At 70.9% G+C, this 21,655-nt stretch carries 15 protein-coding genes and 1 tRNA gene; 10 read left to right on the forward strand and 6 right to left on the reverse strand.

What is annotated here, in order from left to right; genetic code table 11:
• The first annotated feature begins 159 nt into the window (after positions 1–159).
• The 7 genes from KUM38_RS37210 (at position 160) to KUM38_RS37240 (ending at position 9,761) form a co-directional block, all read left to right on the forward strand.
• Positions 160–2,439 carry an FdhF/YdeP family oxidoreductase gene (locus tag KUM38_RS37210; RefSeq protein ID WP_217136415.1) on the forward strand — a complete coding sequence of 760 codons (2,280 nt, stop codon included), beginning with the start codon at positions 160–162 and terminating at the stop codon, positions 2,437–2,439.
• Positions 2,440–2,491: 52 nt separating this feature from the next.
• On the forward strand, positions 2,492–2,974 hold the full coding sequence (locus tag KUM38_RS37215) for a PaaI family thioesterase (RefSeq protein WP_217136417.1): 483 nt from the start codon (positions 2,492–2,494) through the stop codon (positions 2,972–2,974).
• 1,096 nt (positions 2,975–4,070) lie between these two features.
• The gene (locus tag KUM38_RS37220) at positions 4,071–5,306 is read left to right on the forward strand and encodes a branched-chain amino acid ABC transporter substrate-binding protein (RefSeq protein WP_217136419.1); all 1,236 of its coding nucleotides are present in this window, start codon (positions 4,071–4,073) and stop codon (positions 5,304–5,306) included.
• A 117-nt stretch (positions 5,307–5,423) separates the two neighbouring features.
• On the forward strand, positions 5,424–6,353 hold the full coding sequence (locus tag KUM38_RS37225; protein WP_217136421.1) for a branched-chain amino acid ABC transporter permease: 930 nt from the start codon (positions 5,424–5,426) through the stop codon (positions 6,351–6,353).
• A gap of 5 nt (positions 6,354–6,358) precedes the next feature.
• Positions 6,359–8,182: a branched-chain amino acid ABC transporter permease gene (locus KUM38_RS37230; RefSeq protein ID WP_217136423.1), complete on the forward strand. Its 1,824-nt coding sequence runs from the start codon at positions 6,359–6,361 to the stop codon at positions 8,180–8,182.
• Between the two features lie 5 nt (positions 8,183–8,187).
• On the forward strand, positions 8,188–9,048 hold the full coding sequence (locus KUM38_RS37235) for an ABC transporter ATP-binding protein (RefSeq protein WP_217136424.1): 861 nt from the start codon (positions 8,188–8,190) through the stop codon (positions 9,046–9,048).
• On the forward strand, positions 9,045–9,761 hold the full coding sequence (locus KUM38_RS37240) for an ABC transporter ATP-binding protein (protein WP_217136426.1): 717 nt from the start codon (positions 9,045–9,047) through the stop codon (positions 9,759–9,761). The genes KUM38_RS37235 and KUM38_RS37240 overlap by 4 nt, the downstream gene beginning before the upstream one ends.
• Before the next feature lie 65 nt (positions 9,762–9,826).
• On the opposite strand, the gene KUM38_RS37245 is transcribed toward KUM38_RS37240, so the two are convergent.
• The gene (locus tag KUM38_RS37245; protein ID WP_030858815.1) at positions 9,827–10,483 is read right to left on the reverse strand and encodes an ANTAR domain-containing response regulator; all 657 of its coding nucleotides are present in this window, start codon (positions 10,481–10,483) and stop codon (positions 9,827–9,829) included.
• A 105-nt stretch (positions 10,484–10,588) separates the two neighbouring features.
• Between KUM38_RS37245 and KUM38_RS37250 the strand changes: the two genes are divergently transcribed.
• Positions 10,589–10,661: transfer RNA gene (locus KUM38_RS37250), tRNA-Leu, on the forward strand.
• A 101-nt stretch (positions 10,662–10,762) separates the two neighbouring features.
• Here the strand turns inward: KUM38_RS37250 and pyk are convergent.
• Both pyk and KUM38_RS37260 read right to left on the reverse strand, forming a co-directional pair.
• Complete coding sequence (gene pyk, locus KUM38_RS37255; protein ID WP_217136428.1) at positions 10,763–12,199, reverse strand: pyruvate kinase; 1,437 nt, start codon at positions 12,197–12,199, stop codon at positions 10,763–10,765.
• Between the two features lie 133 nt (positions 12,200–12,332).
• A complete protein-coding gene (locus tag KUM38_RS37260; RefSeq protein WP_217136430.1) occupies positions 12,333–13,004 on the reverse strand; it encodes an SIMPL domain-containing protein in 672 nt (223 codons plus the stop codon).
• A 153-nt stretch (positions 13,005–13,157) separates the two neighbouring features.
• On the opposite strand from KUM38_RS37260, the gene KUM38_RS37265 reads away from it, so the two are divergent.
• Complete coding sequence (locus KUM38_RS37265) at positions 13,158–14,972, forward strand: 5'-nucleotidase C-terminal domain-containing protein (protein ID WP_217136432.1); 1,815 nt, start codon at positions 13,158–13,160, stop codon at positions 14,970–14,972.
• Positions 14,973–14,995: 23 nt separating this feature from the next.
• Here the strand turns inward: KUM38_RS37265 and KUM38_RS37270 are convergent, their stop codons facing one another.
• Together KUM38_RS37270 and KUM38_RS37275 are read right to left on the reverse strand one after the other, a co-directional pair.
• Complete coding sequence (locus KUM38_RS37270) at positions 14,996–16,402, reverse strand: lysine N(6)-hydroxylase/L-ornithine N(5)-oxygenase family protein (protein WP_217136433.1); 1,407 nt, start codon at positions 16,400–16,402, stop codon at positions 14,996–14,998.
• A 389-nt stretch (positions 16,403–16,791) separates the two neighbouring features.
• Complete coding sequence (locus tag KUM38_RS37275; protein ID WP_217136434.1) at positions 16,792–18,315, reverse strand: FAD-dependent monooxygenase; 1,524 nt, start codon at positions 18,313–18,315, stop codon at positions 16,792–16,794.
• A 57-nt stretch (positions 18,316–18,372) separates the two neighbouring features.
• Here KUM38_RS37275 and KUM38_RS37280 point away from each other — a divergent pair, with 57 nt between their 5' ends.
• Positions 18,373–18,984, forward strand: a complete 612-nt coding sequence (locus KUM38_RS37280) for a TetR/AcrR family transcriptional regulator C-terminal domain-containing protein (protein ID WP_217136436.1) — start codon at positions 18,373–18,375, stop codon at positions 18,982–18,984.
• Positions 18,985–19,060: 76 nt separating this feature from the next.
• Here KUM38_RS37280 and pepN read toward each other — a convergent pair whose 3' ends face one another.
• Positions 19,061–21,655 (reverse strand): aminopeptidase N, encoded by a 2,595-nt coding sequence (gene pepN, locus KUM38_RS37285; RefSeq protein ID WP_217136438.1) that lies wholly within the window; start codon positions 21,653–21,655, stop codon positions 19,061–19,063.

A 21,655-nucleotide genomic window follows, 5' to 3' on the forward strand; every position in this document is an offset into this window, starting at 1 on the left:
GTGGGGTTGATTCGCCCCCTCCGCCCCTTCCCGTCCCTGGGGCCGCGCCCCAGACCCCCATCGGCCCTGCGGGCCTCGTCCTCGAACGCCGGACGGGCTGGAAGGGCGTGGCAGGATCGGGGGTCCACCTCATACGTGTATGTGGAACAGGAGTGCGCGATGGCAGCGAAGCCGCCCAAGAGTGATCCGGTTCAGGACGCGCCGCAGGTCGCCGGGCCGAAGCACGCGGCCGCGGGGCTGCCGGCGATCGGGCACACCCTGCGGATGGCCCAGCAGCAGATGGGCGTGAAGCGGACGGCGCTGACGCTGCTCAGCGTGAACCAGAAGAACGGCTTCGACTGCCCGGGGTGCGCCTGGCCGGAGCCGGAACACCGGCACCGCGTGGAGTTCTGCGAGAACGGGGCGAAGGCCGTGGCCGAGGAGGCCACCCTGCGCCGGGTCACCCCGGAGTTCTTCGCCGCGCACCCGGTCGCCGACCTGTCCGGCCGCAGCGGCTACTGGCTGGGCCAGCAGGGCCGGCTGACGCACCCCATGTACCTGCCCGAGGGCGGCGAGCACTACGAGCCGGTCACCTGGGAGCGTGCCTTCGACATCGTCGCCGAGGAGATCGCCGCCCTCGGCTCCCCGGACGAGGCCGTCTTCTACACCTCCGGACGCACCAGCAACGAGGCCGCCTTCCTCTACCAGCTGTTCGCCCGCCGGCTCGGCACCAACAACCTGCCCGACTGCTCCAACATGTGCCACGAGTCGTCCGGCTCGGCCCTGTCGGAGACGATCGGCGTCGGCAAGGGCAGCGTCCTGCTGGAGGACCTGTACCAGGCCGACCTGATCATCGTCGCCGGCCAGAACCCCGGCACCAACCACCCGCGCATGCTGTCCGCCCTGGAGAAGGCCAAGGAGAACGGCGCGCGGATCATCAGCGTCAACCCGCTTCCGGAGGCGGGCCTGGAGCGCTTCAAGAACCCGCAGACCCCCAAGGGGCTCACCACCGGCGCCGCCCTGACCGACCTGTTCCTGCAGATCCGCATCGGCGGCGACCAGGCCCTGTTCCGCCTCCTCAACAAGCTGATCCTCGACACCCCCGGCGCGGTCGACGAGGAGTTCGTGCGCGAACACACGCACGGCTACGAGGAGTTCGCCGAGGCCGCGCGCGCCGCCGACTGGGACGAGACGCTCACCGCGACCGGCCTCACGCGCGGGGACATCGAGCGGTGCCTGCGGATGGTCCTCGGATCGAAGCGCACCATCGTGTGCTGGGCGATGGGGCTCACCCAGCACAAGCACTCCGTGCCCATGATCCGCGAGGTCGTCAACTTCCTCCTGCTGCGCGGCAACATCGGCCGCCCGGGGGCGGGCGTGTGCCCGGTGCGCGGTCACTCCAACGTGCAGGGCGACCGCACCATGGGCATCTTCGAGCGGCCCGCGCCGGCGTTCCTGGACGCCCTAGAGAAGGAGTTCGGCTTCGCGCCGCCGCGCGAGCACGGCTTCGACGTCGTACGGGCCATCCGCGCCCTGCGCGACGGCCGCGCGAAGGTCTTCTTCGCCATGGGCGGCAACTTCGTCTCCGCCTCCCCCGACACGGAGGTCACCGAGGCGGCGATGCGCCGGGCCCGGCTGACGGTGCACGTGTCGACGAAGCTGAACCGCTCGCACACCGTCACGGGCGCGCGCGCCCTGATCCTGCCGACGCTCGGCCGCACGGAGCGCGATCTGCAGGGCGGCGGCGAGCAGTTCGTGACGGTCGAGGACTCCATGGGCATGGTGCACGCCTCGCGCGGACGCCTCGAACCGGCGAGCGGGCAGCTGCTGTCCGAACCGGCCATCGTGTGCCGGTTGGCCCGCCGCGTCCTCGGCGAGGACGACACGGTGCCGTGGGAGGAGTTCGAGAAGGACTACGCGACGATCCGCGACCGCATCGCGCGGGTGATCCCCGGCTTCGAGGACTTCAACGCGCGCGTGGCCCGCCCCGGGGGCTTCGCGCTCCCCCACGCCCCGCGCGACGAGCGCCGCTTCCCCACCGCCACCGGCAAGGCCAACTTCACCGCCGCGCCGGTGGAGTACCCCGAGCTGCCGAAGGGCCGGCTGCTGCTGCAGACGCTGCGCTCGCACGACCAGTACAACACCACGATCTACGGCCTGGACGACCGCTACCGGGGCATCAGGAACGGCCGCCGCGTGGTGCTGGTCAACCCCGAGGACGCGCGGGAGCTGCGGCTCGCGGACGGCGATTACGTCGATCTGGTCGGCGAGTGGAAGGACGGGGTGGAGCGCAGGGCGCCCGGTTTCCGCGTCGTGCACTATCCGACGGCGCGGGGCTGCGCGGCGGCGTACTACCCGGAGACCAACGTCCTGGTGCCGCTGGACGCCACCGCGGACACCAGCAACACCCCGGCCAGCAAGTCCGTCGTGGTGCGTCTGGAACAATCGGCGACCGACTGAGCGTTCGCTCAGCAGACAGCCGTACCGACGCAGGACGAATGGAGCCGGGCCCATGGGAGAGCAGCAGCAGGTGAAGTTCCCGCAAGAGGTCATAGACGAGTACGCCGCGCTCGGCGTGGACCTGCCGGCGCTGTTCTCGGCGGGCCACCTGGGCACGCGGATGGGCGTGCAGATCCTGGAGGCGTCGGCGGAGCGGGTCGTCGGGACGATGCCGGTGGAGGGCAACACCCAGCCGTACGGGCTGCTGCACGGCGGCGCCTCGGCCGTGCTGGCCGAGACGCTGGGGTCGGTGGGGTCGATGCTGCACGGCGGCAGCTCCAGGATCGCGGTGGGTGTCGACCTCAACTGCACGCATCACCGCGGCGTCCGCTCCGGCCTGGTGACCGGGGTCGCCACGCCGGTGCACCGGGGGCGGTCCACCGCGACGTACGAGATCGTCATCACCGACGAGGCGGACAAGCGGGTGTGCACCGCGCGGCTGACCTGTCTGCTGCGGGACGTCCGGCCCGGCGACGGGGAGCAGGCGGCGGGCTGACGGCCGTCGGGGGTGCGGGAAGCGTCCGCCCCGCACCCCTGTTGCCGTAGCCGCCCGGTCGGCACGGGGCGGCCAGGGACCCCTCGGATGCACCCCTGGCGGCGCCCGCGACGGGCCTCGCGGTGACCGGCCGGGCACGTCCGGTTCCGGCCACGCGTTCGAGGGGCGGGCGGACACCGTGTCCGGCAGGTGGACCGGCACCGCGCCGCCGTCACCCCGCGCCGCCTCCGGCGGGGAACCGTGCGCGCAGTCCGTCGGAAACCGGTCCGCGGAGCCCTCGACGGGGGCCACCGGTCCAGGGGCCGCCCGACGGACGGTACGACACTCAGCGCGCGGCCCCGGATGCCGCGCGCCCCCTCGGGAAGCGTCAAGGAGCCCGAGGGAAACGGAAGTTGACGGCTCGTGAGGTGGGCGCGGAGTGCGCCGGCCGGTACCGCGACGGCGAGCCGGCCGACGGATCGCGACAATGAGCCCGATTTCACCCGGCGGTTGAGGAAAAACCGCAGGCCAAAGCCTATGGGGCGACAATCCGGAACATCGGATTCAACGTCCGGCACGGCACGGAATCCAAGATTTCGGTGGTCATTACACGGAATTGGCCCTCCGCCCCCTGCCCCACACGGAGCCTTCCGTCACCCCGTCGGCGACGGAATGAGGGAAAGCGCCGGAAACGCCGGACCCCCTTTCCCGGGCGTAACTCTGTGTAATACGCGCGCAATAAAGCCACCCACCCCACCCCGTCGGCCACAGGGCGCGCACCCCCTCCCCCCGGGCCCCGCCGGTCGCCTCCAGCAACAATTTCGGGTCATCACCAAAACCCTCGATACACCTGAACACACCGCGCCGGGTCCTGCGGTTTCTCACCATCCGGACAGGGCAAAACGGCGAGAATTCCGCCGTTCCCCCCAGGCAGTACCGCTCTGCAATACGTCGTGTCATAACAAGAGAGTCACAGCCTTGGCCAGACCCTCCTCCACGTTCCCCCCACCCGCTTAGAGTCACCGCCAGTCACCGCGCCGCCCGATTGTCACGTCGGCCCAGCGCTCGACTCGGCCATTTCCATCGGGGAGCGGCCGTCAGGGGAAAGGACTGGATCGTGCGTCAACGTTCGCTCATCGCCCTCACCGCGGCACTCGCGGCGGGATCGCTCACCCTCACCGCATGCGGGTCGCGCGACGACGACAGCAACAACAGCAGTGGCGGCGGCGACAAGACCACTGTCGTGATCGGCATCGACGCCCCGCTGACCGGCGACCTGTCGGCCCTCGGCCTCGGCATGCGCAACTCCGCCGAGCTCGCCGTGAAGACGGCCAACAAGGAGGAGTACGTCAAGGGAATCGAGTTCGAGCTCGAGCCCCTCGACGACCAGGCGCAGCCCTCCGTCGGCCAGCAGAACGCCCAGAAGTTCATCAGCAACAAGGACGTCCTCGGCGTCGTCGGCCCGCTGAACTCCAGCGTCTCCCAGCAGATGCAGAAGCCGTTCAACGACGCCGGCCTGGTCCAGGTGTCCCCGGCCAACACCGGCACCGAGCTGACCCAGGGCGACGGCTGGAAGACCGGCGACTCGGTCCGCCAGTTCAAGACGTTCTTCCGCACCGCCACCACGGACGAGATCCAGGGCGCCTTCGCCGCCGAGTACCTCTACACCAAGGCCGGCAAGAAGAAGGTCTACCTGATCGACGACCAGAAGACCTACGGCGCGGGCCTGGCCGCCTCCTTCAAGACGAACTTCACCAAGCTCGGCGGCAAGATCGTCGGCAACGACCACATCAACCCCGACGACCGCGACTTCAACGCCGTCGTCGCCAAGATCAAGAAGACCGGCGCCGAGGCCCTCTACTACGGCGGCGAGTACCCCGCCGCCGCCCCCCTGAGCCAGCAGCTCAAGGACAGCGGCCAGAACATCCCGCTGATGGGCGGCGACGGCATCTACTCCGCTGAGTTCCCGAAGCTCAACAAGAAGGCCGAGGGCGACCTGGCCACCTCCGTGGGCAAGCCGGTCGAACAGCTCCCCTCCGCCAAGGAATTCATCGCGAACTACGAGGCCGAGGGCTTCGAGGACGCGTACGAGGCCTACGGCGGCCTCACCTACGACGCCACCTGGTCGATCATCGAGGCCATCAAGCTGGCCGTCGACGGCAACGACGGCGAGGTCCCGACCGACGCCCGCAAGGCCGTCCTGGACGCCATGAGCAAGGTCAAGTTCGACGGCGTCACCGGCACCATCTCCTTCGACGAGTTCGGTGACACCACCAACACGCTGATGACCGCCTACAAGGTCAAGAACAACGCGTGGGCGCCCGAGTACAGCGCCTCGCCCAAGGTGGACTGAGCGAGGGGCCCGCACCGGAGGACACTCCCCCTCACACATTGACCCCAGGCCGCGCGGGAGCGCCCACCAGCGCTCCCGCGCGGCGCCATATCCGAACCACTCCACGGAGGCCCTGCGGTGAACGAACTGCCGCAACAGCTGGCCAATGGACTCATCCTCGGCGCGATGTACGGACTCATCGCGATCGGCTACACGATGGTCTACGGCATCGTCCAGCTCATCAACTTCGCCCACGGCGAGATCTTCATGGTCGGGGGCTTCGGGGCCCTCACCGTGTTCCTCATACTCCCCGACGGCTTCGCCCTCGGCGCCGCCATCCCGCTCATGATCCTCGGCGGCGTCATCGTCTCGGTCGCCTTCGCCACCGCCGCCGAACGCTTCGCCTACCGGCCCCTGCGCACCGCGCCACGGCTCGCACCACTGATCACCGCCATCGGCCTGTCCATCGTCCTCCAGCAGATCGTGTGGATGTGGTACCCGGAGGCCAAGAAGGACCGCTCCTTCCCGCAGTTCGAGGGCGAGGCCATCGACGTCCTCGGCGCCACCATCCAGCGCGGTGACCTCTTCGTCATCGTCGCCGCCCCGCTGTGCATGATCGCCCTCGGCCTCTTCGTGTCGAAGACCCGCTCCGGCCGCGGCATGCAGGCCACCGCCCAGGACCCCGACACCGCCAAGCTGATGGGTGTCAACACCGACCGCATCATCGTCATGGCCTTCGCCATCGGTGCCGCCTTCGCCGCGATCGCCGCCGTCGCCTACGGCCTCAAGAACGGCCAAGTCGGCTTCCGCATGGGCTTCCTGATGGGCCTCAAGGCCTTCACCGCCGCCGTCCTCGGCGGCATCGGCAACATCTACGGCGCCATGCTCGGCGGCATCGTCCTCGGCGTCGCCGAGGCCCTCGCCACCGGCTACATCGCCAACGTCCCCGGCATGGACCTCTTCGGCGGCGGCGCCTGGAAGGACGTATGGGCGTTCGCCCTGCTCATCCTCGTCCTGCTCTTCCGGCCACAGGGCCTGCTCGGCGAACGCGTCGCGGATCGGGCGTGATACCCATGACCACGAAGACTCCCACCACCGACACCGCCACCAAGGCGGCCACCACCCCGGCCGGCCCGGTCGTCCCGCTGCCGCCCGCCGCGGCCCGCGCGATCACCACCGCCGGCTCCGCCGTCGCCTTCGCCGGCACCTTCCTCGCCTGGACCTGGACCGACGAGTTCCCCGGCAACCTCACCGTCACCGGCTACCCCGGCGGCCTGCAGGTCCTCACCCTCGTCGGCGCCGTCCTGACCCTGCTGTTCACCCTGTCCGGCTACGGCATCCGCGGACTGGGCTGGCTCACCCCCGGCGGCACCAACAGCCCCGTCCTGCTGAGCGCCCTCGGCGTCCTCGGCACCACCGGCTACGCCATGGGCGCCATCAGCCAGGAGCTCGGCGGCCTCGTCAACCTCGAACCCGGCGCCTGGGTCTCCGGCATCGGCGCCCTCGTCGCCGTCATCGGCGCCCTCGGCCTCCCCGCCGACCAGCCGTACGACACCGACGAACCGCACCCGGGTCTGTGGGGCCGCGTCCGCCACTCCCTCACCGCCCCCGAGCCCACCCGCGCGAAGGACCTGCCCTCCTGGGCGGAGATCCTCGTCATCGCCGCCGGCTTCGGCATCGGCCTGTACGTCTTCGCGTACGGCATCGGCACCGAGTACTCCGAGCTGTTCGTCGGCTTCCTGATCATCGCCGCGTTCGGCTTCACCGCGGTCATCCGCGCGGGGCTCCTCAAGCGGCTCTCGGCACTCACCGCCAAGCACCGCAACGTCACCCTCGCGGCCGCGTTCGTCGCCGCGATCTGCTTCCCCTTCACCCAGAGCAACGACCAGTTCGCCCTCATCGGCGCGAACATCCTGATCTTCGCCACGGTCGCCCTGGGCCTCAACGTCGTCGTCGGCCTCGCCGGCCTCCTCGACCTCGGATACGTCGCCTTCCTCGGCGTCGGCGCCTACGCCGCCGCCCTGGTCTCCGGCTCCCCGCAGTCGAGCATCGGCGTGCACTTCCCGTTCTGGGCGGCCGTCCTCACCGGTGCCGTCGCCTCGCTGGTCTTCGGCGTGGTGATCGGCGCGCCGACCCTGCGACTGCGCGGCGACTACCTCGCCATCGTGACGCTCGGCTTCGGTGAGATCTTCCGCATCACCATGAACAACCTCAACGGCAACAGCGGACCCGACGTCACCAACGGCTCCAACGGCATCCCGAACATCCCCGACCTGGAGATCTTCGGGTTCAACCTGGGGCTGCCGCACGACGTCCTCGGCCACGAGCTCACCCGCTCCGGCAACTACTACCTGCTGATGCTGCTGTTCACGGCCGTCGTCGTCATGGTCTTCCGCCGCTCCGCGGAATCCCGCATCGGCCGCGCCTGGGTCGCCATCCGCGAGGACGAGACCGCCGCCACCGCCATGGGCATCAACGGCTTCCGCCTCAAGCTCCTCGCCTTCGCCCTCGGCGCCTGCCTGGCCGGCCTCGCCGGCACCGTGCAGGCCCACGTGTCCTACAGCGTCACCCCCGAGCAGTACCAGTTCGCCGGCTCCGTGCCGCCGAACTCGGCCTTCCTGCTCGCCGCCGTGATCCTCGGCGGCATGGGCACCATCAGCGGCCCCCTCATCGGTGCCGCGCTGCTCTACCTGATCCCGGCCAAGCTCCAGTTCATGGCGGAGTACCAGCTGCTCCTCTTCGGCGTCGCGCTCATGCTCCTCATGCGCTTCCGCCCCGAAGGACTGGTCGCCGACCGCAGGAAGCAGCTCGAGTTCCACGACACCGGACAGCTCGACGTACCGGACGACAAGCCGCTCCCCGACGGCGCGACCGGCGTCGCGAAGGCAGGGGCGTGACCGCCATGACCACCACCGCACCCACCACCACGACCGTCCTCGACGCCACCGGCGTCACCATGCGCTTCGGCGGTCTCACCGCCGTGCGCTCCGTCGACCTCACCGTCAACAGCGGCGAGATCGTCGGCCTCATCGGACCCAACGGCGCCGGCAAGACCACCTTCTTCAACTGCCTCACCGGCCTGTACGTCCCCACCGAGGGCAAGGTCTCCTACAAGGGCACCGTCCTGCCGCCCAAGCCGCACCTGGTCACCCAGGCCGGCATCGCGCGCACCTTCCAGAACATCCGGCTCTTCGCCAACATGACCGTCCTGGAGAACGTGCTCGTCGGCCGGCACACCCGCACCAAGGAGGGCCTCTGGTCCGCCCTGCTGCGGCTGCCCGGCTTCAAGAAGGCCGAAGAGGCCTCCCGCGAACGGGCCATGGAACTCCTGGAGTTCACCGGTCTCGCCGCCAAGGCCGACCACCTCGCCCGCAACCTGCCCTACGGCGAACAGCGCAAGCTGGAGATCGCCCGGGCCCTCGCCAGCGAACCCGGCCTGCTCCTCCTCGACGAGCCCACCGCGGGCATGAACCCGCAGGAGACCCGCGCCGCCGAAGAGCTCATCTTCGCCATCCGCGACCAGGGCATCGCCGTACTCGTCATCGAGCACGACATCCGGTTCATCATGAACCTCTGCGACCGGGTCGCCGTCCTCGTCCAGGGCGAGAAGATCGTCGAAGGACCCGCCGAAGTGGTCCAGGCCGACGAACGCGTCATCGCCGCCTACCTCGGCACCCCCTTCGAAGGCGCCCCCGGCCAGGAGGAAGCCGCCGAGGTCGAAGCCGCCGAGGCGCACAGCACCACAGAAGGGGACGACAAGTGACCGCACTGCTGGAGGTCGAGGATCTCAGGGTCGCCTACGGCAAGATCGAGGCCGTCAAGGGCATCTCGTTCAAGGTCGAAGCGGGCGAGGTCGTCACCCTCATCGGCACCAACGGCGCCGGCAAGACCACCACGCTCCGGACCCTGTCCGGGCTGCTCCAGCCGGTCTCCGGCCAGATCAGGTTCGACGGCCAGTCGCTGAAGAAGATCCCGGCACACAAGATCGTGTCCCTGGGGCTCGCCCACTCCCCCGAGGGCCGGCACATCTTCCCCCGCATGACCATCGAGGACAACCTCCGCCTCGGCGCCTACCTCCGCAACGACAAGGAAGGCATCGAGAAGGACATCAAGCGCGCCTACGACCTCTTCCCCATCCTCGGGGAACGCCACAAGCAGGCCGCGGGCACCCTCTCCGGCGGCGAGCAGCAGATGCTCGCCATGGGAAGGGCGCTGATGTCCCAGCCCAAACTGCTCATGCTCGACGAACCCTCCATGGGCCTCTCACCGATCATGATGCAGAAGATCATGGCGACCATCGCCGAACTCAAGTCCCAGGGCACCACCATCCTGCTCATCGAGCAGAACGCCCAGGCCGCGCTCTCCCTCGCGGACCACGCCCACGTCATGGAGGTCGGCAAGATCGTCCTCTCCGGCACCGGGCAGGACCTCCTCCACGACGAGTCCGTCCGCAAGGCCTACCTCGGCGAGGACTGAACAACACGACGAGGCCCGCGCCCCCGCCGAGCGGGGAGCGCGGGCCTCTCGTCGTCCGCCGGGACCTAGCCCTTCGACGCCTTCTTCTCCTCGGCGTCGTCGATGACCGCCTGCGCCACCTGCTGCATCGACATCCGCCGGTCCATCGACGTCTTCTGGATCCACCGGAACGCCGCCGGCTCCGTCAGTCCGTACTGCGTCTGCAGCACCGACTTCGCCCGGTCCACCAGCTTCCGCGTCTCCAGCCGCAGGCTCAGGTCCGCGACCTCGCGCTCCAGCTCCTTCAGCTCCGTGAACCGCGACACCGCCATCTCGATCGCGGGCACCACGTCACTCTTGCTGAACGGCTTCACCAGATACGCCATCGCGCCCGCGTCCCGCGCCCGCTCCACCAGGTCACGCTGCGAGAACGCGGTCAGCATCAGCACCGGGGCGATGCTCTCCTCCGCGATCTTCTCCGCCGCGGAGATGCCGTCCAGCTTCGGCATCTTCACATCGAGGATCACCAGATCGGGCCGGTGCTCACGCGCCAGCTCCACGGCCTGCTCACCGTCACCGGCCTCACCGACGACGGAGTACCCCTCCTCCTCCAGCATCTCTTTGAGATCGAGCCGGATCAGGGCCTCGTCCTCGGCGATCACGACACGGGTCGTCATCGGAGGCACGTGCGACTTGTCGTCGTCGGGCACGTCTGCGGGCTGGGGCGACTCGGGGGCGCTCACGTGGGCTCCTTGGTGCGAGGCAGGCCGGTACTGCTGACAAGAGCGTACCCAGCTGCGATAAGGTGGGGGCACGGCGGGTGACCGTCGACCTTCGTTTTGTAGGGCGCCCCGGTAGCCCAGCGGTAGAGGCAATGGTCTCAAACACCATCCAGCGTCGGTTCGAATCCGACCCGGGGTACTTTTCCTTGATATCCAAGGTCACCATTTGAGAGCGGATGTCCACCTTTCCGGTGAACATCCGCTTTGTGCCGCCCGGCCTGCGTGCACGCCGGCGCCCGGTCACTTCGGGCTGTCGTCCTCGCCGATGTGGTGGACCCGGACCAGGTTGGTCGAGCCGGGGACCCCCGGAGGGGAACCGGCCGTGATGACGACCGTGTCGCCCTTCTCGCAGCGGGCGTACTCCAGGAGCAGTTCGTCGACCTGGGCGACCATCGCGTCCGTCGTGTTCGCGTGGGGGCCGAGGAAGGTCTCCACGCCCCAGGTGAGGCTGAGCTGGGAGCGGGTGGCGGGGTCGGGGGTGAAGGCGAGGAGGGGGATGGGGCTGCGGTAGCGGGAGAGACGGCGGGCGGTGTCGCCGGACTGGGTGAAGGCGACGAGGAACTTGGCACCGAGGAAGTCGCCCATCTCCGCCGCCGCGCGGGCCACCGCGCCGCCCTGGGTGCGGGGCTTGTTGCGTTCGGTGAGGGGCGGGAGGCCCTTGGCGAGGATGTCCTCCTCCGCGGCTTCCACGATGCGGGCCATGGTGCGGACCGTCTCGACGGCGTGTTTGCCGACGCTGGTCTCGCCGGAGAGCATGACGGCGTCGGTGCCGTCGATGACGGCGTTGGCGACGTCGGAGGCCTCCGCGCGGGTGGGGCGGGCGTTGTCGATCATCGAGTCGAGCATCTGGGTGGCGACGATGACCGGTTTGGCGTTGCGCTTGGCGAGTTTGATGGCGCGCTTCTGGACGATGGGGACCTGTTCGAGGGGCATTTCGACGCCGAGGTCACCGCGGGCGACCATGATGCCGTCGAAGGCGGCGACGATGTCGTCGATGTTCTCGACGGCCTGGGGTTTCTCGACCTTGGCGATGACGGGGAGACGGCGGCCCTCCTCGTCCATGATGCGGTGGACGTCCTTGATGTCGCGTCCGCTGCGGACGAAGGAGAGGGCGATGACGTCGAAGCCGGTGCGCAGCGCCCAGCGCAGGTCGTCCTCGTCCTTCTTGGAGAGGGCGGGGACGGAGACGGCGACGCCGGGGAGGTTGAGGCCCTTGTGGTCGGAGACCATGCCGCCTTCGAGGACGGTGGTGCGGACGCGGGGGCCGTCGACGGCGGTGACTTCGAGGGTGACCTTGCCGTCGTCGACGAGGATGCGTTCGCCGGTGGTGACGTCGGCGGCGAGGCCGGCGTAGGTGGTGCCGCAGGTGCGGCCGTCGCCTTCGACCCCTTCTTCGACGGTGATGGTGAAGGTGTCGCCGCGTTCAAGGAGTACGGGGCCTTCGGTGAAGCGGCCGAGGCGGATTTTCGGGCCTTGAAGGTCGGCGAGGAGGCCGACGCTGCGGCCGGTTTCGTCGGCGGCCTTCCGCACCCGTCGGTAGCGCTCCTCGTGCTCGGCGTGTTCGCCGTGGCTGAGGTTGAATCGGGCGACGTCCATTCCGGCGTCGACCAGAGCTTTGATCTGGTCGTACGTGTCGGTGGCAGGACCCAGTGTGCAGACGATTTTCGCTCGGCGCATGTTTCGAGCCTAGGGCTTACCCGCCGGTAGTGATTCGGTCGCACGTGACGACTCAACGGCCGCTGGATGAAGGGTTGTTGACAAGGGTTGAAGTGTGCGCCCGGCTGCCCCGACGAGCGTTCGAATGCCGGTTCTACAGGCGGGGCGGCTGGAGTGTGAAGCGGGCGCTGACCTCGGCGTGGACGTGCTGCCGCTGGGGTTCGAGGTCGAGGGGCGGGGCGTCCTCGGTGGCCGCGGCGAACGCCATGGAGCGGGATCGGGCGAAGGGTTCGGGCTCCGTTCGGGTGTCGGTGAGTTCGATGAGGGCGGCGAGGGTGGTGCCGAGCGCCTCGGCGTATTCGCGGGCGCGCCGGACGGCGTCGCGCACCGCTTGCTGCCGTGCTTCGCGGTGGGCGGGGGAATCCGGGCGGAGGGTCCACCAGGGGCCGTCGACGCGGGTGAGGTCGAGGTCGGCCAGACGGGTGACGAGTGCGCCCAGGGCGGTGAAGTCGCCCAGGCCGGCGGTGAGGCGGACGGTGCCGCGGTGGGCGCGGACGCGTTCGCCGCGGCCGTGGGCGGTGAGTTCCGGGGTGACGGTGAGGGCGCCGGTCTCGAGGTGCTCGACGGCGTCGCCGCAGGACTTGAGCAGGTCGAGGGCGGCCGTGTTGCGGCGGGTGAGGTCGTCGAGGGTGGCGCGCCGGTCGCGGCCGCGCGCGGTGAGCGTGACGGCGATGCGGGCGAGGTCGGGGGCGGTTTCGAGGTGGGCCTCGCCGCGGACGGCGAGATGGGGTGCGCCGGGGGTGCCGTACGGGTGAGGGGTGGTCATGCGTCCCACTGTGTCACCGGTCGTGCGGGTGCGGGGTGGTTGCCGGACACCGGATCGCAACCTGGGGGGTCTGTTCCGCGCGGGCGTGTTCAGGTCAGAATCATCGGGCTGAATCTACGCGCGTTGTTCGTCGTTGTCCGAGGAGAGCCTGACATGCCGTTGAACCGCCGGAAGTTTCTGAAGAGGTCCGCCGTGACCGGGGCGGGGGTGGCGCTGGCGGGTACGGCGGCGGTCCCCTCGGCCGAGGCCGCCGGGGCCGCCGGGGCGGGGCTGGGGAGGAAGCCGGTGAAGCGGTACGCGCTGACCGTGATGGGCACGACCGATCTGCACGGTCACGTCTTCAACTGGGACTACTTCAAGGACGCGGAGTACGTGGACGCGGCCGGCAACGCGAAGGGCCTGGCCCGGGTGTCGACGCTGGTGGACCAGGTCCGTGAGGAGAAGGGCCGGCGCAACACGCTGCTGCTGGACGCGGGCGACACCATCCAGGGCACCCCGCTGACGTACTACTTCGCGAAGGTGGACCCGATCACCGCCGAGGGCGGTCCGGTGCATCCGATGGCGCAGGCGATGAACGCCATCGGGTACGACGCGGTGGCGCTCGGCAACCACGAGTTCAACTACGGCATCGAGACGCTGCGGAAGTTCGAGGAGCAGTGCGACTTCCCGCTGCTGGGCGCCAACGCGCTGGACGCGAAGACGCTGAAGCCGGCCTTCCCTCCGTACTTCATGAAGAAGTTCCACGTGAAGGGCGCCCCGCCGGTGAAGGTGGCGGTGCTGGGGCTGACCAATCCCGGTATCGCGATCTGGGACAAGGCGTACGTGCAGGGGAAGCTGACGTTCCCGGGTCTGGAGGAGCAGGCGGCGAAGTGGGTGCCGAAGCTGCGGTCGATGGGCGCGGACGTGGTGGTGGTGTCGGCGCACTCGGGGTCGTCGGGCACGTCGTCGTACGGTGACCAGCTGCCGTACGTGGAGAACGCGGCGGCGAACGTGGCGCGGCAGGTGCCGGGGATCGACGCGATCCTGGTCGGGCACGCGCACCAGGAGATCGCGGAGCTGCGGGTCGTCAACGAGGAGACCGGCAGGGAGGTCGTGCTGTCGGAGCCGCTGTGCTACGCGGAGCGGCTGACGCTGTTCGACTTCGAGCTGGCCTTCGAGCGGGGCCGGTGGCGGGTGGAGTCGGTGAAGGCGTCGCTGCGGAACGCGGCGGCGGTCCAGGACGACCCGGCGATCACCAAGCTGCTGGCGGACGAGCACGCCGTGGTCGTGGCGTACGTCAACCAGGTGGTGGGCACGGCGACGGAGACCCTGACCACGGTGGAGGCGCGCTACAAGGACGCGCCGATCATCGACCTGATCGCCAAGGTGCAGGAGGACGTGGTGCGGGCGGCCCTCGCGGGCACCGAGTACGCGTCGCTGCCGGTGCTGTCGCAGGCCTCGCCGTTCTCGCGGACGTCCCAGATCCCGGCGGGCGAGGTGACGATCCGGGACCTGTCGAGCCTGTACGTGTACGACAACACGCTGGTCGCGAAGCTGATGACGGGCGCGCAGGTGCGGGCGTACCTGGAGTACTCGGCGGAGTACTTCGCGCAGACGGCGGCGGGCGCCCCGGTGGACGTGGCGAAGCTGACGAACGCGGGCAACCGCCCGGACTACAACTACGACTACGTCTCGGGGCTCACCTACGACATCGACATCGCGCAGCCGGCGGGTTCGCGCATCCGGAACCTGGCCCACGACGGCGCCCCGTTGGACGACACGCAGCAGTTCGTGTTCGCGGTGAACAACTACCGCGCCAACGGCGGCGGCGCGTTCCCGCACGTGGCGTCGGCGAAGGAGCTGTGGGCGGAGTCGACGGAGATCCGGACCCGGATCGCCGAATGGGTGACGGCGAAGGGCGTGCTGGACCCGAAGGACTTCGCGTCCGTCGACTGGAGGCTGACGCGGGACGGTACGCCGGTGTTCTGACCGTCTCCTGATCCGTACGGGTGTCAGGTCCCGTCCGCCAGTGGGGTGAGCCGTGCGGCTCGCCGGGCGGGCGGGACCTGTCGCGTCGGGGGGTGGAGGCCGAACGTGGTGAAGGCGGTGCGGGCGGGCAGCGGGTAGGTCTCCCGGCCGGTGAGGTGGTTGAGGATGGTGGCGCTGCGCCAGGCGGCGAGGCCGAGGTCGGGTGTTCCGACGCCGTGGGTGTGGAGTTCGGCGTTCTGCGCGTACACGCCGCCGGTGACGGCGGGGTCGAGGACCAGCCGGTGGTGCTCGTCGACGCGGGGGCGGCCGGCGCGGTCGCGGCGCAGGTGGGCGCCGAGGGGGGCGAGGAGGGCGTCGAGGGGGCGCTCGCGGTGGCCGGTGGCGAGGACGACGGCGTCGGTGGTGAGGCGGGTGCGGGTGCCCTGCCGGGTGTGTTCCAGGTGGAGTTCGATGCCGGCGGCGCCGGTGCGGGTGGCGGCGTGGACGCGGACGGCGGGGGTGAGGACGGTGTCGGGCCAGCCGCCGTGCAGGGTGCGCCGGTAGAGCTCGTCGTGGACGGCGGCGATGGTGGCGGCGTCGATGCCCTTGTGGAGCTGCCACTGCGCGGGGACGAGCCGGTCGCGGACGGGTTCGGGCAGGGCGTGGAAGTAGCGGGTGTGGTCGGGGGTGAAGTGCTCCAGGCCGAGCTTGGAGTACTCCATGGGGGCGAAGGCCTCGGTGCGGCCCAGCCAGTGCAGCCGTTCCCGGCCGGGGGGCCGTCGGCGGAGCAGGTCGAGGAAGACCTCGGCGCCGGACTGGCCGGTGCCGACGACGGTGACGTGGCCGGCGGCGAGCAGGGTGTCGCGGTGGGTGAGGTAGTCCTCGGCGTGCACGACGGGCAGGGCGGGGTCGTCGGCGAGGGGTCTGAGCGGTTCGGGCACCCAGGGCTCGGTGCCCACGCCGAGGACGATGTTCCGGGTGCGGACGCGGCCGGTGGAGGCGGCGTTCCCGTCGGCGTCGAGGCGGGTGAGGCGGACGTCGAAGAGGCCGTGTCCGGGGTCCCAGTGGACGGTGTCGACGCGGTGGCCGAAGTGGAGCGCGGGGAGCCGGCCGGCGACCCAGCGGCAGTAGGCGTCGTACTCGGTGCGGCGGATGTGGAAGTGCTCGGCGAAGTAGAAGGGGTAGAGGCGCTCGCGGTCCCTGAGGTGGTTGAGGAAGGTCCAGGGGCTGGTGGGGTCGGCGAGGGTGACGAGGTCGGCGAGGAAGGGGACCTGGACGGTGGCGTCGTCGAGGAGCAGTCCGGGGTGCCAGGTGAAGCGGGGGCGCTGGTCGTAGAAGGCGGTGCGCAGCGCGGTGAGGGGGTGGGCGAGGGCGGCGAGGGAGAGGTTGAAGGGGCCGATGCCGATGCCGACGAGGTCGCGGGGTGCGTCGGGGGGCGTGGGGGTGGTCATCGGGGTCCTTCCGCGTGGGCCCGGTGGACGAGAGCGGACAGGCCCGCAAGGTCGCCGGGGCGGGTGGCGGGGTCCCAGCTTGTACGCGCGGGAGGACGCCGCGCCCGGAAGGCCCGGGAATCAGACCCGAAAGGGGGTACGTCCGGAATGGTGAGGTGTGTTCGGGGTGCCTCCCTGTCCTTCGCCGGCGGCGGTCTCCCGGAGCGCGGGGCGGGCCCGGCGGCCGTTGCCGCCGGGCCTGTCGCCGGTGGGCAGCGGCATGACGCGCAGAGGTGACGGCCCGTCCGGCAGCGGGCCCCTGGGCCGTCGGCGACGAGGGGGAGGGTGCCGTGCGCGGGCCGGGCACGGGCACCGGACGGGGGACGGTGCGCCTTCCGGGGCCGCCGCGCCTACCGGCCGCTCGGCGCGGCACCGCCCGCCGCCCGCTGACGGGGCGCGGCTCGGTACACGGTGGCGATGGCCCTGTCCGCGGCCGCGCGCAGTGCGGTGTCCTCCCGGTCGGTGCCGGCCCAGGCGACGTGCCCGTCGGGGCGGATCAGGGCGGCGCGCACCCCGGCCCAGGCGCCCGGAGGTCCCTCCAGCGTCCCGGTGCGGACGACGAGCCCGCGCGGCGCGCGGTCGCCGAGGGCGCGGTCGGCCGTGAGGTCGAGCAGGAGGTGGGCGTCCGGGGGCAGCAGGGTGAACAGGGTGTCGTCCGTGCCGGTGAAGGCGAGGTCGGCGGCCCGGGTGCCGGTGAGCGGGTGGGCCGTCGGGTCGGGGCCGGGGAAGGTGACCGCGAGGCCGGTGAGCCGCTCGGCCAGCGCGCGGTTGAACTCGGGCAGCGTGGCGATCAGTTCACTCAGTACGGCTCGCAGGTCGAGACCCTCGGGCGTGAAGGTGGTCATCAGGGCGGTCTGGGCGCGGCTGTGCGCCGTCAACTGTGCTCCGACCGGGTGGCGTTCGCTGTGGTAGGTGTCCAGCAGACCGTCCGGGGCCCAGCCGTTCAGCGTCGCGGCCAGCTTCCAGCCGAGGTTGTGCGCGTCCTGGATGCCGACGTTCATGCCGACTCCCCCGGCGGGGAAGTGCTGGTGGGCGGCGTCGCCGGCGAGCAGGACGCGTCCGCGCCGGTACGCGGCGGCCAGCCGGGTGGCGTTGCCGAAGCGGGAGAGCCACGACGCGTCGCGCATGCCGAAGTCGTCCCCGGCGACGGCGAGGGTCTTCTCCCGCAGCTCGTCCAGGGTGAGGTCGCCGGGCCGCTCGGTGGTGAGGCTGTCGGGGCTGACGCCGACGACGCGGAACCGGTCGCCGGGCAGCGGCGCGACCATCACCCCGCCGCGGAGCGTGAAGGCGCTGAAGCCGGGCCGCGGCGGGCGGTCCAGGGTGACGTCGCCGAGCCAGCCGAGGACGGTCGACGGCGTGCCGGGGAAGTCGATGCCGGCGGCGGTGCGCACGGTGCTGCGGGTGCCGTCGCAGCCGACGACGTACGAGGCCCGGATCCCGTACGGCCCCTCGGGGCCCGTCACCCGCACGGTCACCGCGTCCGCGTGCTCGGTGAACCCGGTGAGGCGGTGGCCCCGCACGATCCGCGCGCCCAGGCCCAGCGCGCGCTCCTGGAGCAGTTCCTCGGTACGGGCCTGGGGCAGGGCGAGGGTGTACGGGAACGGGGTGTCCAGCGCCCGGAAGTCGAGCCGGTCGTCGAGCATCGCGAAGTGGCCGCCCGGGATCGGCAGGCCCTCGGCGAGGAACGGCCGGTGCGCCCCGCGCGAGGCCAGCACCTCGATGGTGCGCGGGTGGACGGTGAGCGCCTTGGAGCGTCCGTCGATCCCGGCGCGCTCCTCGACGACGGTCACGGAGATCCCGCCCAGCCGCAGTTCGGCGGCGAGCCAGAGCCCGACGGGGCCCCCTCCGGCGATGACGACCTGCTGCTGTTCCATGAACCCACCCCTTCTTGGTCAGTGACCAATTCCTTGGGGTCGCAGTAAACTAGGTCAATGACCAATAGGCAAGCGGGTGGCCGGCTCGATCCGGGCACCGTGATCCGTGCCGCGCTGGACCTCCTGGACGAGAAGGGCCTCGACGCGCTGTCCACGCGTGCGGTCGCCGACCGGCTCGGCGTACGGATGAACACCGTGCTGTGGCACGTGAAGACCAAGGCCCGGATGCTGGAGCTGATGACGGACGCCGTGCTGGGCGAGATCCCGCTGGACGGGCTGCCGGCCGCACCGGACGAGCGCGCCCGCGAACTGCTCCGCCGCTACCGCCGCGCCCTGCTCGCCCACCGCGACGGCGCCGCGCTCGTCGTCGGCACCTATGCCGCCGAACCGCACACCCTGCGTTTCGCCGACACCCTGGTCGACGCGCTCCTGGAGGGCGGCCGGGACGAGCGCGAGGCCGCCTGGACCTCGTGGACGGCCGTCTACTTCGCCCTCGGTCTCGCCCAGGAGGAACAGGCGGCCGGGCGCCGGGCGCCGGACGCCGCTCTGGCGGACGCGGTCTCGGAGACGGCCCACCCCGCCCTCCACCGCGTGCTCGGCCATCTCGCCCCGGAGGCCTTCGACGAGCGCTTCGAGCACGGCCTGGCCGCGGTCCTCGCCCGGCGGTGAGCGGTGACCGGCGCGCGTCGGTGACCGACGCGCGCCGGGGCCCGGGCTCCGCGCGGACCGGGCCCCGCGCGCCCGGTTACGCCTCCCGCACGCGCAGCGCGCGGGCCAGGTCGTCGAGCTGGTCGACGAGCTTGCGGCGCAGGGCCGGGATCGGGTCGGCCTTGCGCAGGCACTTCTGGCCGAGCTTCAGGGTCTCGGCGTCGACGGCGTGGGCGGGGAAGGCCCAGCGGCCGGCGGCCTCGGCGATGGCGGGGCCGCGGCGGGCGGCGACGGCGACGGCGTCCTTGAAGTAGCGGGACACGTAGGGCCGTACGAGGTCGGCCTGTTCGGGCTGCCAGAAGCCCTGGGCGGTGGCGGTGAACAGGTAGTTCGACAGGTCGGTCCGGTCGTCGGAGCCGAACATGGACTCCCAGGCACGGGCCTTGGCGTCCTCGTCGGGCAGGGCGGCGCGGCAGCGGGCGGCGCCCTCCTGGCCGGTGGCGCTGGGGTCGCGTTCGAGTTCGGCGGCGATGGCGGTCCCGTCGACGGCGCCGAGCACGGCGAGCCGGGCGAGGACGCGCCAGCGCAGTTCGGGGTCGAGTTCGGGGCCGCCGGGGACGGTGCCGTCGGCGAGCCAGGCGGCGATGGCCTCGGGGTGGGCGGCCACGTCGATGAACTGGCGTACGGCGATGAGGCGCAGGCCGGGGTTGTCGCCGTCCTCGGTGCGGCGGATGAGGTCGCGGCACAGGTGGGTGAGGGTGGTGAGCGCGGCCGGCCGCCGGTCGGGGGTGAGGTAGCGGTCGGCGATGTGGACGGAGGCGAAGGCGAGGACGCCCTGGACGAGGGCGAGGTCGGTCTCGTGCGGGAGGTGGGCGCGGGCGATGTCCAGGAAGTCACCGGCGGGCAGCTCGCCGTCGCGGACGGCGTCCCTGAGCGCGTTCCACACCACCGCGCGGGTGAGGGGGTCGGGCAGGCCGGAGAGCCGGGCGCGCAGGGTGTCCAGGGACTCGGCGTCGAAGCGGATCTTGGCGTAGGTGAGGTCGCCGTCGTTGAGGACGACGAGGGCGGGGCGGGTGCCGCCGGTGGCGATGGCGATGTCCTCGTGGGCGGGGATGTCCGCCTCGATGCGGTCGCGCAGGATGAGCCGGCCCGCGTCGTGGAGGTCGTGGTCGTAGACGCCGATGGTGATGCGGTGCGGGCGCGTGTTGCCGGCCGAGACGGGGATGCCGGCGTGTGTCATGCCGGGTCGGTTCTTGTCGGGGTCGGGTGCCGGCCGGATCCCGGGATCTCCCTTGTGCCCGATGCCCAGGCGCCAGTAGACGTTGTCGCCGTTGCTCGGCTCGGGGACGAGGGTGTCGACGCCGGTGGTGCGCAGCCAGGCGTCGGCCCAGGCGTGGACGTCGCGTTCGGTGGCGGAGGCGAGGGAGTCGAGGAAGTCGGCGAGGCCGGCGTTGCCGAACCGGTGCCGCCGGAAGTGGACGTTGATGCCGGCGAGGAAGTCCTTCTCGCCGAGCCAGGCGACGAGCTGGCGCAGGGCGGAGGCGCCCTTGGCGTAGGAGATGCCGTCGAAGTTGAGCAGGGCCGAGGCGGTGTCCTGGACGTTCTCGGGCGCCACGGGGTGGGTGGAGGGGCGCTGGTCGGCGTCGTAGCCCCAGGGCTTGCGGTTGACGCCGAAGTCGGTCCACGTATCGGTGAAGCGGGTCGCCTCGGTGAGGGTCTGGTAGCCCATGTACTCGGCGAAGGACTCGTTGAGCCAGATGTCGTCCCACCACGTGAGGGTGACGAGGTCGCCGAACCACATGTGGGCCATCTCGTGGGCGATCACCATGGCGCGGGTCTGGCGTTCGGTGTCGGTGACGGCGGAGCGGTAGACGAACTCGTCGCGGAAGGTGACCAGTCCGGGGTTCTCCATGGCGCCCGCGTTGAACTCGGGCACGAAGGCCTGGTCGTAGGAGTCGAAGGGGTAGGACTCCTCGAACTTCTCGTGGTAGCGGTCGAAGCAGGCGCGGGTGATGTCGAGGAGCTCGTCGGCGTCCGCGTCCAGGTGGGGGGCGAGCGAGCGGCGGCAGTGGATGCCGAAGGGCAGTCCGCGGTGCTCGGTGCGCACGGAGTGCCAGGGGCCGGCGGCGACGGCGACGAGGTAGGTGGAGATCAGCGGGGTGGGGGCGGCCCGCCACACCCCCTCGCCGGTGTGTTCGGTGACGCCGTTGGCGAGGACGGTCCAGTGCTGCGGGGCGGTGACGGTCAGCTCGAAGACGGCCTTGAGGTCGGGCTGGTCGAAGGCGGGGAAGACGCGCTGCACGTCGTCGAGGAAGAGCTGGGTGTAGACGTAGGTCTCGCCGTCGGTGGGGTCGGTGAAGCGGTGCATGCCCTCGCCGGTGCGGGAGTAGCGCATGCTCGCGTCGACGCGCAGTTCGTGTTCGCCGGCGGTGAGGTTCTTCAGCGGCAGCCGGTTGCCGTCGAGGGTCTCGGCGTCCAGGGGATGTCCGTCGAGGGTGACGGAGCGCAGCTCGGCGGGCTTGACCTCGACGAAGGTGTCCGCGTCCGTACGGGCGCTGAACCTGATCAGGGTGCGGGAGTCGAACGTCTCGTCACCGGTGGTCAGATCGAGTTCGATCGTGTAGCGGTGGACGTCGAGGAGCTGTGCTCGGTTCTGCGCTTCGTCGCGCGTCAGTACGGACATGCAGGCCAT

The sequence above is a fragment of the Streptomyces sp. AC558_RSS880 genome, assembly GCF_019049255.1.
In the GTDB taxonomy this organism is placed as follows: Bacteria; Actinomycetota; Actinomycetes; order Streptomycetales; family Streptomycetaceae; genus Streptomyces.

Bases quoted from the DNA above. Each gene is read 5' to 3' on its own strand.
- KUM38_RS37210 (WP_217136415.1), top strand. From the start codon at position 160: ATGGCAGCGAAGCCGCCCAAGAGTGATCCGGTTCAGGACGCGCCGCAG.
- KUM38_RS37215 (WP_217136417.1), top strand. From the start codon at position 2,492: ATGGGAGAGCAGCAGCAGGTGAAGTTCCCGCAAGAGGTCATAGACGAG.
- KUM38_RS37230 (WP_217136423.1), top strand. From the start codon at position 6,359: ATGACCACGAAGACTCCCACCACCGACACCGCCACCAAGGCGGCCACC.
- KUM38_RS37235 (WP_217136424.1), top strand. From the start codon at position 8,188: ATGACCACCACCGCACCCACCACCACGACCGTCCTCGACGCCACCGGC.
- pyk (WP_217136428.1), bottom strand. From the start codon at position 12,199: ATGCGCCGAGCGAAAATCGTCTGCACACTGGGTCCTGCCACCGACACG.
- KUM38_RS37260 (WP_217136430.1), bottom strand. From the start codon at position 13,004: ATGACCACCCCTCACCCGTACGGCACCCCCGGCGCACCCCATCTCGCC.
- KUM38_RS37265 (WP_217136432.1), top strand. From the start codon at position 13,158: ATGCCGTTGAACCGCCGGAAGTTTCTGAAGAGGTCCGCCGTGACCGGG.
- KUM38_RS37270 (WP_217136433.1), bottom strand. From the start codon at position 16,402: ATGACCACCCCCACGCCCCCCGACGCACCCCGCGACCTCGTCGGCATC.
- KUM38_RS37275 (WP_217136434.1), bottom strand. From the start codon at position 18,315: ATGGAACAGCAGCAGGTCGTCATCGCCGGAGGGGGCCCCGTCGGGCTC.
- KUM38_RS37280 (WP_217136436.1), top strand. From the start codon at position 18,373: ATGACCAATAGGCAAGCGGGTGGCCGGCTCGATCCGGGCACCGTGATC.
- pepN (WP_217136438.1), bottom strand. From the start codon at position 21,655: ATGGCCTGCATGTCCGTACTGACGCGCGACGAAGCGCAGAACCGAGCA.